The organism is Paraburkholderia sp. Clong3 (assembly GCF_050436485.1).
Classification (GTDB): domain Bacteria; phylum Pseudomonadota; class Gammaproteobacteria; order Burkholderiales; family Burkholderiaceae; genus Paraburkholderia; species Paraburkholderia tuberum.
In genome coordinates this window covers 4,078,550-4,091,156 of record NZ_JBNDMH010000002.1, presented here as the reverse complement: position 1 = coordinate 4,091,156, position 12,607 = coordinate 4,078,550, and the positions used below count along the sequence as shown (strand labels likewise).

Here is a 12,607-nt window from a genome sequence, read left to right as displayed (position 1 = left end):
GGCTGAATCCGACCACTTAATCAAAACAAAACATGCTCACTGCGATACTCGGGGGAAAGCGTCGGGGCTCAGGGCTCGACGGGCAGTCTCTCCAAATGGAGGCCGCCGTCGGCTCGGAAGACCTTCTCACATCCATCGTCTTCGAGCGGATAGCGTACTTGGATGCAGAGAGCTTTAAGGCCCTCTTCGCTCAGCTGTGTCCTCGTGTGCCGTCTCCTGGCCGCCTCGACTCAATCGACTTTTGGCCGCGACTTGAACTTGCGGAACACATTGTCGAACCCGACGTCGTCATGACCTGCGAGTCCGCCGTTGTGCTGGTGGAAGCGAAACGTTGGGACACAGCAGACATGCAGTCCGTCACGCAGGTGGCGAGCGAACTGTGCGCGCTGCGTGAGAACGAGCCATCCGCGACCAAACTGCCGCTCATTGCACTGCTGGTCGGAGGGCGGCAAGACATTTCGGAACGGGCGACGCATGCATTCCAAACAAATGTCGAGACCGTTCTCGCCGAGCAAGGAGTCGCACTCAATTTTTCGCTCGTCGCCGTACGCTGGACGAATGTCCTCGCGGCCCTGCGCCGAATACCGAACTCGCAAGAGGGCTCGCGGCGGCTCGTCGACGATATCGAACGAGGTATGGCGTTCCACGGCGTAGCCGGCAATGGTAACACTAGGCTCTTCGACCTTCAGCCCTGCGGCATTGAGTCGGCGCGGTGTCCGCTTCTTGTTGAAAGCAGCTTGGTCAACAGGTCTATTGTCCCGGCCGCAATGCGAACGAGCGCCGCATGTGGACACCTGTGGCAGCTGTCGCCTCTCTCCATTGATTCCAGTTCCTTCCAGCTCTGCACAAGATGACGACAAACGAAAACCTCGGCGCCGCGCTACTCGATGTCCGAAAAGCGTATCGCCTCATTGCTGATTATCAGACGTCGATGCTCAATCTGGTCAATGACGTCGCGAGCAATCTCGACGTCCAGTACTACAGCGCCCACCATAGGTACACGCCGCCTCGGAACTACAACAACCCGCCTTTTGGGCTCCGTACCGGCGTTGACTATCTTCCGCTGCTCGATGTCACATATCTCTATCTCAACCGGGAGGCGTACGAGCAAGGGAGAATCAATGGGCCGCAGGCGGGTGACTACCTAATCGACTTCCGCCTCGTGTCGGACTCGAAGTTGCTTGACGAAGAGCAAGGCCGCGAACCCTCTCCACCGGAGAAATCGGCAAGCCTCCTGATTACTTACCTGTTTCTGGCACGCGAGTCCTTTCCTCAAGACACGAACTGGTACCACAAGATATGGGACAACGCCCGCTACCCAGTGAGCGACGGAATATGGGAGTCCGAGGGCAACATGCCCTTGGCTGTCTGTCGCATCCCGATTCAGCTGGAGCGCTTCGTCGACGCGTCACAGCCAGCAATGGCAGCGGCGGAAATAAGGAACGCTCTGACGTCCGGCCAGCATCTTGTGGCGGACCATTGATGGCAAGCCTGAAATGCTACGTCGGCGCGCACATGCGCGCCAAATGCCTGATACGGAAGAATTATTCGCTATGTGCCGAAATGCAGGCACGAAGACCTGCATCTCGACAGTAATCCCGCGTTACGAATCTCGCAGGGCCGTTTCACCTGTGTCCAACATTGCCTCCTACACTCCGAACCGTACTCACTGACATTGCACGCAACGTGCGAGGAGAAGGGAAGATGAACAAGACAATCCTTGGTGCGGCTCTCGGTCTGGCAGTGCTGGCAGCATCAACAGCGGCATCGGCCCACGTCGACGTCGGCATCGGTATCGGCATCCCGGTCGGAGTCTATGCGCCGGCTGAGCCAGTGTACGCGCCCCCTCCTCCCGTCGCGTATGCTCCCGCACCGGTCGCCGTTGCCTACGGTGGCTACGACGATTGGCGCGCGCGCGAATGGCGCGAGCGTCGCGAATGGCGCGAACGTGAGTGGCGTCGCGACCAATGGCGTGAACACGAGTGGCACGACCGGGGCCGCTGGGGCGGCGATTGAATCGGCGCCGAACGGCACCACATCTGGAAAACACAACCTGAGCCTATCCGTCGTCATCCCTTGAACTCGTCAACCGCAAGCTCAACGGGCTCACCGTCTCCGACTCTCTTGTCGGTGTACATAGAAACGTCACTGCGGTGCAGCAGAGAGTCGATTGTGTCGCCTTCTTTGGCTTCGGCGACGCCCACGCTGATTGACACGCGAAGGTCGGCTGCGATTGGCTCCCAGTCGAAGTTGCGCACTTCCAAAACAATGCGCTTGCAAATCTTCACGGCCGGCTCTTTATCAATACGAGTGAGCATTACGACAAATTCGTCGCCGGCGAGGCGAGCGGGCAGGTCGTGTTCGCGCACATGTGCCGATAAAATGACTGCCAGCGTTTTGAGAACGCGGTCTCCAACAGCGTGACCAAAGGTGTCATTGATGGACTTGAATCCGTCAATGTCGATGAACGCGATGCTTAGACTTTGCCCCGTCTCGGATGTCAGCCGCAGTTCGGTCGACAGACGCTGCTCGAAGCAGCGCCTGTTCGCGATGCCAGTCAACGTGTCTTCAAGGGACCAACGTTCGAACTGCCGGGAACTCTCCCTTAGCTTGTGGAGGTGCGCTTCCGATTCGCGTGCCGTCAATTGCCATTCGACCACGCGCGCACGGCTGGCGAGACTGTCCGCACGCACCCGCCTTTCGAGCAGTCGTAGGTTGCATAGCGCTTGGCGCGCAAGATGACGCTCCCCTTGTCTTTCGTATATGTGATGCAAGAACAGGTAGCCGACCTTGGCCAGCTGTTCGTGGTCGCCCCTACTCGATACGTCGGTCATACGCTCGAGTAATGCATATGCGCTCGAATAGTCCCGTCCAGCACAAGAAATCTCGGCCTCAAGCCAGTTGGCGTAGGCGTCCAGCCAAGTTGTGAAGCCAAGCCTGATTAGATACTTTCGAGCAGACTGCAGTTCGGCTTCCGCCGCATCTACATCGCCGCGCCAGCACTCCATGAACCCTGCAACGAGGCAGGCCAGAATTAGCCCGGTCAGATGGAACCCTTGCGCAAGGAATAATGCCGTGCCGGTTTCTTCCTTCTCCCGATATTTCTCGACCAGACGGGCCAGTTGCCCGACATCAGGCGTCAATCCCAGTTCGTAGCGGTCGCGCGCGAGACGTATTTTCTCGGCCCACGCCTGGTTCAGGCGCGGCTGGTAGGTGCTGAGCTGCCGGCCTGAACGAATTGCCGCCTCAGTAGAGTGCACATAGGCGTCATCCGCCTCTGAGAAATTTCCGCTCCACGTAAATGCGACCCCAAGATAGTTGTACGCCAGAACCACTTGCTGATTTGACCCGTGCCGCTCAGCCAGTTTGACGCCTAACAACGCCGCCTCGACCGCCTCGATTTCGCGGCCGAGCATGATGGATGAGTGCGCGAGCGTATTCAGCGCGTCTATCTCGCCCGTGACGTCGCCCGCTTCCTGATAAAGATGGACAGCGCGCTGGCTCGTGTCCGCAGCGCGTCGCATGCGAAATGACAGACGGTCGCAATGTGCGAGGCACGCTAGCGCCTGCGCCTCCATGGGGGTATTTTCTGTGGCCTTTGCGAGGCCCAGCAGCGATTGGGCAAGCTCGTTTGCCCGTCCGAATTCCCCGGCGTCGAGCGCGGCTCGCACGCCTCGTAGAATTAGCTCGGGGTCGTGACCGAGCGTTTCGGAAGTCGCGACGATGCTCATCGGCCTATACCCCGGGTCATGACGCTTCTTGAAAGCAGATGTTTCCGATTCGGCTCGTGCTCTGGCACGGCGGCGAATATCCCGCACTGCATCCGACTTACCCCTAGGAATAACTATGGACCCAAGTAGGCGGGGTGCGTCCACCGCTACCTCGTCTCATCTCTTTTTTGAAATAATATCAGGGCAGCGTCCTTTTCGAGGCGACAGAAGTCATCGAGTCGCCGCTGGGTACTCACCAGATTGCGGTGTCTACGGGCACTTGACAGACGAGCACAGTGCATAACGGCATCTGTAATTGAAACTTTAGAATCTCGCCGCGAACAACGAGTGCGCGGTGGTCCCGTGCGTAACAGCAATTTCCCAGTCGGCGTTTCCTTCCGGTTGTCAGCCGCGCGCCCATCATCGGAAGACAACGATTCGTTTGGCAAGCGAAACCGCGCTCGTGCCGGACGCGAGCTATCGCAACACGTTTCGCAAGCTTGTACGAAATCTGAGTCCAACGGGAAAGGAGTTCGAGAGCCTTGAGTTCTATTCGGCCGGGTCGAGGAGATGGCGTGCATCAACGCCATTGCGCGGACGAAAATTTCAAGGGTAATTCGCGCCGAGCAACCGAAGCCCGCTGCCGGCGAATATTCCATCGAGCTTACAGGGAGTTTGCGCGCAGTCGACCTCAACGACGACTGGTTGAAAATCCATGTGCCTGACCAAGGTGAAGAGAAAGTAGCCACTCGGAGACACAGGTTGCCCAAGTCTTCCGGTCGTATCACTGGGACGTCGCGTGTATCGCCGCACGGGGTGTCGCGATGCTGAAGTTTGCTGAAGAGCGTTGGGATTTCCGCCGCACCGACAAGCCAGGCGACTACAACTCGTATCTGCCATTCCTGTTCGGTGAGAAGGCAGATGAGAATCGCCAAGGTTACGCAAGTTCGGGCAAGAAAATCGACGGACGCAACATCAATGCGTTGGTTGACAGTCTGCTTGCCTGAAGTCCGTGCAGCGGTGGGCAACTTGCGACTGCAGTTGCCCACGGTTTTTGCGACACCCAACAGCTTGGGCACCGCTGCACAAAGCAAAGCAGGTTAGTCGTTAAGAACGTTCCACTTTTTCGCGACTTTGACGTACGCACTTGCGACGAGGACAGTCACTGCACCCGCTACAAAAGCGATGGCATGTGACTTGAGGTATTCCATAGGGCCAGGAAACATTTCACGCTCCTTGAAATGAGTGCCCGCACTCGGCACAAAAGCGAGACGCCCGCTCATTCCTTGCGCCGCAGGATGGGCAAGCCTTGGTGTGAGCCTCTACGATGGCCTTTTGGCGCATGTAGGCGATTTGAATGACGCATGGCACAGTGACCCGATAGGCCGGACTCGCCATGTCTGCTAGCGTCCATACGCCTGTAACGACCCAGCCAATGGGGCCGAGCAGCACGCCGATTGTGCGCGCGACCGTCGCGTTCACAACAAGGGGAAGCCCCCGACCAAGCAGCGCCTTCGATACGGCATTGGCCACGATTAGTGAGAGCTTGTAGGTGGCGAACCCACCCACGCGGCCCGCCGCAATGAACGCAGCACCCGCCGCAGGCCCAAGCATTGAAAGGTCGGACACGTTCAGCTCTTTCAACACCGCAGCCCTTTCATCCGGGGACATTTTCTCGAACGAGTCCCGGAGAATTTTGCGAAGAATTCCGTCCTCGATTACGAGGATGTCATCGCTCTTGTCGAACGGGACCTTCAGGTGTGAGGCCACGTCCTTGACGACCTCGTCATAGGTGATAGTCGCATCCACGTCCGGAAGAACCTTGTCCAGTAGCGAGCCAAATGGAATGCTGCTGCGGACATCACGGTACACATTTGTCAGCGTGTTGCCACCGAACGCGCGTATTTCCTGGGACACAAGTTTTCGGTCGAGTTCTGTATAGGCCTTCCGAGCCTTACACTTGACCAGTCTCTCGCAAACGTCATTATTCAAAGAGATGCGGCCTTTGCCGCTATCAGTAATGTAGTCTCCAAGAATATCTAGGTCGGCGATGTCCGCCTGCGCGAGCAAGTGTGAGAGGTTGCCGGGGTTCTTGATGAAGTCGTCGCTCATTGGGTTAGCCTAGCGTTTGTAGTTCCAAGAATGCTGCAGATGGTCAGCAGCGCAGGGAGATGAGAGGTGGTGACTCCGTCCATTCGGAATGGAATCGATGCAGCGGTCGTCGATATGGACACTTTTGTAGCGTGCCGGAAATCCCTTACCTCCTGAGAAACTTTGGAGTCACGTTCGTCCTCGACGGTATTGAGCAGTCTGCCAATGCGCAAGGCGGCTTCCGCCACGCGCTGAGAAGTTGTCGAATCCATGCCCTGAAGCTCCGCTGCCAACGCGGTGAAAGTCGAATCCCTCATAGCCTGCTGAAACGTCAACATCCCGCTTCCCAAGCTGGCCCAGTCTTGAGGCCTCATCAGCAAGATTGCTGGCGGGACTCCGACTGCCTCCGCGAGTCGGCAGATAATGTCCAAATCAGGATTCGCTGGCGTTTCGTCAGAGCGACCACCAAGGTACTTTGCCAAGGTTGACCTGCCCATTCCCGCGCGCTCGGCCAACTGCGTTTGCGACAGAGCATCCAGGGCTCCGTCTTCATCTTCCGACGCAACCCGCATGCTGCGTCGCAGAGCTTCCACGAAGCATCGCGAGACGTCGCGGAAGGTGGTGCTTTCTTCTATTTCGTCGCTCACATCGTCCTCCGTCTTGTTGGATGGGAGTCTAGGGGAAAGAAGTTTCTTGCTCCAACAAAACTTGTCTGCGGCGGTGAACACCACTTGGTTGCATAATGTCGTCCGGAATGGTAGACCGCAGGCGAAAATGCAGTGAGCCTCGAGGCGCTGCAGGTCGGGACTGCACATGTCTATGCACGTAGACAAGCTCGCGGAACCAGCGTGTGTGTGTAAGTTTGTCGTGGCATAGTAGGCCGACTATCTGTGGATGAGCTGTCCAATGCCAGACTTACGCAACGTTGGCGAGCATCCTTACCGATAGCGCAGCGCGAGGGATGAGTCGTCTATTCACTATATCTCGCGATTCGGCATTGCCGTAATTCTGGCCGGCGGAGGTCTCCGATGTTTTTCGCCAGGAGCTCACGTCGCTGGATTGGATTGGCCAGGCGGCGCTCGAACATCCTCAGTTTCAAGGACACGCTTATGTTTCAAGACTCACAGAGTACGGTGCCTCAAGCAAAGCCGTCGTTGCCACATGCCATCGTTCTTGGCGACGATACCCAACGACCCGCAATCCGCATCGCCCCCCTTTCGGACGAAGAGCGATATCGCACGGCGAACGCGTTGCCAGGGGATTCAATGTTGACGTCCAAGCTGAGCGCGGGACTTCAGGGCGTTCCCTCGCTGCTCGTGGAAGAGGGGCATCGCGGCAAACGCCTGATGGAGGTTGTCATCAACGGTGACCTCGTTCGGGCGAAAGACGGCGTCGGTCTCCGGGCATGGACGGTGGATGCGAATAACAAAATCTCGGAACACGCAAAGCTTTTCGAGGCCGATAAGTTGCAGACGATGGTCAATGCTGCTGCGGTCTGGCAAGTGGCATCGGTCGTGGTAGCTCAGAAGCACCTGGCTGATATCTCCGCCAAGTTGGACGACATTCGCAAGGGTGTGCAAGGCGTGTCAGATTTCCTCAGTGAGGAGCGCCGCGCCAAGGTCACAGGAACTTACGAATATCTCGAAGTGGCTGTCTCCGCCATCAGCAAGGGCGAGCTGTCACCAGCAGTCCGTACGCAGCTTGAGAGTCGCGACCTGGAGCTCATTCAGGTGCAACACCATCTTCAGCAGGAGTTGCTCCGGCGGTGCAGTCAACCGGTCGAGCACAAGGAGATGTTCGGAACCGACGACCTTCAGATGGATACGGTGACCAAGTATGAGAACCTCACAGACCTTGCGAAAGATATGCGTCTCACCCTGAAGACGCGAGCGCTGGCTTGGTACGTGCTGTCACTCTACCCCGGGGAAGCGGCGCTAAAGCAGGCCCGCATGGAGCGCCTGCTGCGCAGTGTTGAAGAGGTTGAGGCTCACCTGCAAACCATCGAAACGAGTGCAGAGCGTGACTGCCAGAACTTCTCCTCTATCTGGAACAACGGTACCACGCTGGCCATTCGCAAGACCAATGTGCGTGAAGCGGCGCAAGCGCTGTCTGAGGACCTGGTTAGCGGAACCCACGAGGCCAAGAAAGATGTCAAAACGTCTAACGCTTTGCTCTTGACGCATGACGCACCTACATACCTCGTGTTCGAAGTTGAGGATGGATGCATCGGCGAGCTTCGAATGTGTGTGAGCTAACAAAAACACAAACGACCGAACACAGGTCCACTCTCCGCCCTCCCGCACGGATTCGAAATTTAATCGGTCATCTGAGGTGCATCCGTGCTGGTTGTTCCGCGTCGATGCGGTTGCGGGGCCAGCCCGTAACAGTCAGCACATGGGCCCGGCGTACGCAAGCAACCGACTATGCCATCTCATCACGCCCGGTTACTCAGGTGACTGCGAGAGTTCCAGGAGCACGCAAGGAGTTGTTTGGTCTTGGCGTCAGCGTATCCGACCGTTGAGCCATAGAGGCAAGCCAAGTTGGAAAGTGTCTCGCGTCATTGCTTCCGAGTGTACAACGCTTCGCTTAGTTCGTCCGCCTTCGAAAAAAGAACCATCTCGACCATTTGGTTCGACACGCCTTGGCCAAGACTCGTCGCAATGTGGGCCAACATATCCCTGTACGTGCTGTAGCAAGACCTATTATCAATTTTGGCCGACGCCTGTTGACGAGCCATCGATGCGACTACCTTCTGCGCAGCTACAACCCGCCCATTCCGGCTTGGTAGCTTTGGGAAAAATACTGGAGCGCTCACCCCGTTCAGAATCTGTATCGCGTTGAGTGATATCGACGTTCGCGCGTCGAATATCGCAAACCTGTAGGGGTCGCGAACGGTTAGAGCCTTCGACCAGGAAGCAATGCCCGTGATTCCCCGCGACATAATTTCGTCTTCGTCACCGACGGAATAGAATGTAATATTCTGCTCACTATTCGTATGAATTCCGCCCCAATCGGCGATATACCAATTACACAGTCGCACGCGCTCAAGCGGCGACCCAACCAACCAGGCATCATGCAGTCGCGTTTTCAAAGACAGATTTTTGTCCATCAAAGATGTTTCGCCTTCTGTCCATTCAAACTTACAGGGGACGCTATCGGGAATGCTCCAACCATAAGTCTCGGGAAGTGAAGGAAGGTTTTTCTCGACGTACTCGAGGATGGCTTTGTGCATATTCTATATTTCCACATGGTGTTGAGCCAGCATCACCGCGATGCTTCGCCAATTCTTTCAACCTGATGTTGAGCAATCTATTTCGTCTCGCGGCCATCAACTTAACGGCAGTAAAGAGACTTTCTTTAGAGCGCGACGTTGGGAGGTCATCACCCTGCACTTAGTCACGTTGTGCGCCCGGAAGACGTTTCTTCGGTGATGCCGGTATCAGCCGCCATGTTCTCGTTGCTCGCAACTGTCACTCTCCCTGGAGCGCTCTGCTGATGCCCGTTCTGCACCACAGCACTGCCGGCAGCTAGAATAAGGTCAATGATATGTTCGAGAGGGGTTACAAGACGCCTCTCCGCCTCGGCAAGAAACATCTCTTTTGTGATTGGCGGAAACTTTCCTTTATGATTAACAAATTGCCTCGTAGGGTTCTCAGCCGATTTCCAATTCCAGGTCTTCGGGTCCGTGCCGAAAAAGAGTGGATATATGTGCGCGAAAAGCCCTTCCGTCGGCCTCGGAAGCTTGCGCTGTCCTGGTGCGGACTTACCATCAACACGGTTGACTTTGCCTTTAGTCCAATACCTCTGCTCGACTCCATTCCCGTTGTTTGACGGTTCTTCAAATATGTAGATTGCGTGTTTGTCGAGAATGCCGAAGTTCTTCGCTGCGTCGCTCAGCCGTCTAAGATAGACAGCCTCGTTTCCATGAATCCGTTTGTAGCCGACAGTCGTTTTCACTTCAATGATAAAAAATGGTGTCACGGCACCTGACGCCAATTTTTTCGATATCAGAATGTCGACTCGAGTGGGCTGTCCGCCGCCCGGTGGCTCTCTGGATGCCTCAAGCGCTACATCGTATCCCTCGGCGCCGAGTACTTTCCGCAAGTAGTATGCGAGAAGGTCCTGGAAGACATCGGCCAATCCATGTCTGCGCTCTCGCTGAAATTCCACTGCGTGTTTCCAGCCCACGTAGCGCAAATATGCCAGGTGGTAGAAGAGAGCCTTGCTGAGGGCGTATTTATCGCCGGGTGGTAGTCTTAGGGGCGTGCGGCACGTGAGGTCCTCATACATCCTTGCGTAATGGTCAGAGAAGCTACAAGCTTCTATAGCTTGGTCGATAGCCGATTTGGTCATTTTCATGTGAGTCGCCGTTTCTTCGTCCTCGGGCCATGCGCCATACGTGACAACCACAGGGTACGGGCGGTGCAGTGACGGGCAGCGGAGTTTGCTTAGTAGATTATGAGAAAATTCAATGTGAGAGTAGCACGCTGAAGCTCATTGCCAAACACGTCCGTTCATTGCGTGAACAAGCCAGGCGGCACGGGCAACACCTCTACGCAATCGAAATGTATAACGCCATTGAACCATATGGCGCGCGCCTCAGGCCGCAAGTTGGGCCCGCGTGCATAAGAGCGCATCACTCCATTCACTTCCAGATACGGCGCAGCGAGCAGAGAGAAAAATCCGTCCTCAATTGGGGGTTTCGTACGAATACGGAGCAAGTACGACGGGGAATCCGAAAGCTCGTTCAGGGTGTTCAAGGCGTGGACCGTATCTCTGTCATACATCTGCATCACCGTCTCGAAAACGAGGGGAGCAAACTGCCGAGCGAAATCCACCAAAGCTTGAGCCTTACGGTTCGGCTCAGACCCAGCCTCTGCACCGAGACACGCGTCCTCCTGCGTAAGTGTGAGAAGTACCGCGCTGAAATGAGAGGGGGCAACCGCGAGCTGTTCCCACAGGCTGAGCTCAAGGGGGAAGTAGGATTCCTGAGTGCGGTCGTACCGATTACGTGCCGCCTCCAGCACTGGCGCCAGATGTCTCTGGAGCCTCTCGATAAGCCGGTGAACGGAGTACGTTCCAAGCGCATTCGCACGCAGCCCCTTCGCACGCAGCTTTTCGACCGGTGTTCTAGTTGCATGGAACAGGCCGTAGGGCGATTCCTCACCCGCGATAATTTGTGCAATCGCGACCATAGCGTCCTCTTATGTCGTTAGGCACTATGCAGATGAGCGTCCAGCTCTGCCACCAACGTTTTGACATGGGCTGGCGATATCCGAACCGGACCGTGCCATGGAAAAACCTTCGGCAAAAGTTGGCTGAGCGCGAAGCTCCACTGCTCGAGCGAGCCGAATAGGAACGCCTCACCGCTTTTTTGGGCTTCAAACGCTTCGGTCAGCAGCCCCATCACGCTTGTAAAGCAGCTGCTAACGCTTATCGGACTATTGAGTAGTTGGTCAATCCTCTCTTCCTCGGGACTGTCGCACGAGTTAAGAACCGCAGCCGTTCTCTTCGTTGAGTACTCGTCCGTAGTCAGCACCACATCGACCTCGCAGCAAAAGCGCCTTGCGACGATAGTCGCTAGGACCTGCTTCCCGTCTCTTTCGTGGCTTTCCCAAACCAGTTCACCCTGCTCGACGGTGACGCCAGGCAGCGAGCCTTGATAGACAGCAATTGACGACATCGCGTTTCCTTTGATTCACCTAGACCTCACCGCAACGTCGTTATCAGACGCTTAAGGAGAGCCGCTCATCGATAAGTTTCAGCGCCTCTTGTGCTCCGCACGGGATTCCTAGGCCGAACTTTGGAGAAATCTCATCCTCGCGGGGATTGATGCGGATGACCCTCGGCCCATGTTGCTCACTGAAGTGGCGAACTGTTGGTAGAGCGCGCCCGGCGCCGAGTTCGATAACAACCAGTCTCTCGACAGCGGGTACCCACGACGTGAGCCTTGCCAGTTGACGCTCGGAGTATTTCTCGACCCATGCATGGTCCCAGAACATCAGGATATTTGGCCGCGCGAGCTTGCCACAGTTAGGACAGACCGGCAACGCGTTGACGAGTCGGCCCGACTGTTCGTCGACCATTGGTTCAAAATCGCTCGAATCCCAAGCCGTTTCCTCGCAAGGCGCCGTGCACTGAAGCGAGTGAATCGTCCCGTGCACTTCCGCCACCCTGTCCAGCGCGAAGCCCGCTTTCTGAAACTGACCGTCCACGTTGCTGGTAAATACAAACGCTCCATGCTCCATCTTGTCAGTCCAACCACGAAGAATCTTGAACCCTTCATGCGGGACGGTTTCGCGGTAAAGCGCGAGGCGGTGTCCGTAGAAACCCCATGCAAGAGTCGGGGTGGCGGTGAAACTCATCGGATTTGCCATATCTTCGAACGAAAGCTTTGCCCTCTTGAGCGCAGGATAGGCTCGCCACAAGCCTTCCGTACCACGGAAGTCAGGCAATCCGGAATCCACGCCCATGCCAGCCCCAGCCGTAACGAGCAGACCATCGGCTGCGCGCAACCAGTTCGCGGCCGCGTCAATCTTGTCCTTGAAATCCACTCCCGTTCTCCGTTTTCGAGGCGTTACTTTTGAGCGCGCCAAATCAGAGCAGACAACTGATTATCGGTGCCGACCTTGCGCATGATGCTGTCCCGAGTCAGGTCCGGTTCTGGGTCGTATTCGCCTAGAAGATGCGACGTCGCATTATAGGCAACCTGCTTGCCTCGGCAATCTGTGTCAATGCTGCCAATGATGCGGTACCTGCCATCTCGAATATATTCTTTGCTCATGCGAAAGTTTTCCTGACTAAAT

The 12,607-nt window shown here is 56.3% G+C and carries 14 protein-coding genes; 5 read left to right on the top strand and 9 right to left on the bottom strand.

The window, feature by feature from the left end:
* Window positions 1-95: 95 nt before the first annotated feature.
* From OKW30_RS23125 to OKW30_RS23115, 3 genes are all read left to right on the top strand, one after another.
* Complete coding sequence (locus OKW30_RS23125) at window positions 96-854, top strand: hypothetical protein (RefSeq protein WP_429347679.1); 759 nt, start codon at window positions 96-98, stop codon at window positions 852-854.
* A complete protein-coding gene (locus tag OKW30_RS23120) occupies window positions 851-1,483 on the top strand; it encodes a hypothetical protein (protein ID WP_429347678.1) in 633 nt (210 codons plus the stop codon). The genes OKW30_RS23125 and OKW30_RS23120 overlap by 4 nt, the downstream gene beginning before the upstream one ends.
* Window positions 1,484-1,704: 221 nt before the next feature.
* Entirely contained in the window at window positions 1,705-2,016 is a 312-nt protein-coding gene (locus OKW30_RS23115) for a hypothetical protein (protein ID WP_429347677.1), read from the top strand.
* Window positions 2,017-2,069: 53 nt separating this feature from the next.
* Here the strand turns inward: OKW30_RS23115 and OKW30_RS23110 are convergent, their stop codons facing one another.
* Window positions 2,070-3,731: a diguanylate cyclase gene (locus OKW30_RS23110; protein ID WP_429347676.1), complete on the bottom strand. Its 1,662-nt coding sequence runs from the start codon at window positions 3,729-3,731 to the stop codon at window positions 2,070-2,072.
* 803 nt (window positions 3,732-4,534) lie between these two features.
* Here OKW30_RS23110 and OKW30_RS23105 point away from each other — a divergent pair.
* Complete coding sequence (locus OKW30_RS23105; protein ID WP_429347675.1) at window positions 4,535-4,717, top strand: hypothetical protein; 183 nt, start codon at window positions 4,535-4,537, stop codon at window positions 4,715-4,717.
* A gap of 220 nt (window positions 4,718-4,937) precedes the next feature.
* On the opposite strand, the gene OKW30_RS23100 is transcribed toward OKW30_RS23105, so the two are convergent.
* On the bottom strand, window positions 4,938-5,822 hold the full coding sequence (locus OKW30_RS23100) for a ubiquinol-cytochrome C chaperone family protein (RefSeq protein ID WP_429347674.1): 885 nt from the start codon (window positions 5,820-5,822) through the stop codon (window positions 4,938-4,940).
* Entirely contained in the window at window positions 5,819-6,448 is a 630-nt protein-coding gene (locus tag OKW30_RS23095; protein ID WP_429347673.1) for a helix-turn-helix domain-containing protein, read from the bottom strand. Before OKW30_RS23095 ends, OKW30_RS23100 begins: the two co-directional genes overlap by 4 nt.
* A gap of 462 nt (window positions 6,449-6,910) precedes the next feature.
* Between OKW30_RS23095 and OKW30_RS23090 the strand changes: the two genes are divergently transcribed.
* Window positions 6,911-8,056: a hypothetical protein gene (locus tag OKW30_RS23090; protein ID WP_429347672.1), complete on the top strand. Its 1,146-nt coding sequence runs from the start codon at window positions 6,911-6,913 to the stop codon at window positions 8,054-8,056.
* Between the two features lie 302 nt (window positions 8,057-8,358).
* Here OKW30_RS23090 and OKW30_RS23085 read toward each other — a convergent pair whose 3' ends face one another.
* The 6 genes from OKW30_RS23085 to OKW30_RS23060 all read right to left on the bottom strand — a co-directional run bounded on the left by OKW30_RS23085 (window position 8,359) and on the right by OKW30_RS23060 (window position 12,585).
* The gene (locus OKW30_RS23085) at window positions 8,359-9,033 is read right to left on the bottom strand and encodes a hypothetical protein (protein WP_429347671.1); all 675 of its coding nucleotides are present in this window, start codon (window positions 9,031-9,033) and stop codon (window positions 8,359-8,361) included.
* Between the two features lie 164 nt (window positions 9,034-9,197).
* The gene (locus OKW30_RS23080; RefSeq protein ID WP_429347670.1) at window positions 9,198-10,160 is read right to left on the bottom strand and encodes a hypothetical protein; all 963 of its coding nucleotides are present in this window, start codon (window positions 10,158-10,160) and stop codon (window positions 9,198-9,200) included.
* A gap of 155 nt (window positions 10,161-10,315) precedes the next feature.
* Entirely contained in the window at window positions 10,316-10,996 is a 681-nt protein-coding gene (locus OKW30_RS23075) for a hypothetical protein (RefSeq protein ID WP_429347669.1), read from the bottom strand.
* A 17-nt stretch (window positions 10,997-11,013) separates the two neighbouring features.
* Window positions 11,014-11,484, bottom strand: a complete 471-nt coding sequence (locus OKW30_RS23070) for a hypothetical protein (protein ID WP_429347668.1) — start codon at window positions 11,482-11,484, stop codon at window positions 11,014-11,016.
* A gap of 43 nt (window positions 11,485-11,527) precedes the next feature.
* The gene (locus OKW30_RS23065) at window positions 11,528-12,355 is read right to left on the bottom strand and encodes an SIR2 family NAD-dependent protein deacylase (RefSeq protein WP_429347667.1); all 828 of its coding nucleotides are present in this window, start codon (window positions 12,353-12,355) and stop codon (window positions 11,528-11,530) included.
* A 23-nt stretch (window positions 12,356-12,378) separates the two neighbouring features.
* Window positions 12,379-12,585: a hypothetical protein gene (locus tag OKW30_RS23060; protein ID WP_429347666.1), complete on the bottom strand. Its 207-nt coding sequence runs from the start codon at window positions 12,583-12,585 to the stop codon at window positions 12,379-12,381.
* Window positions 12,586-12,607: the final 22 nt, after the last annotated feature.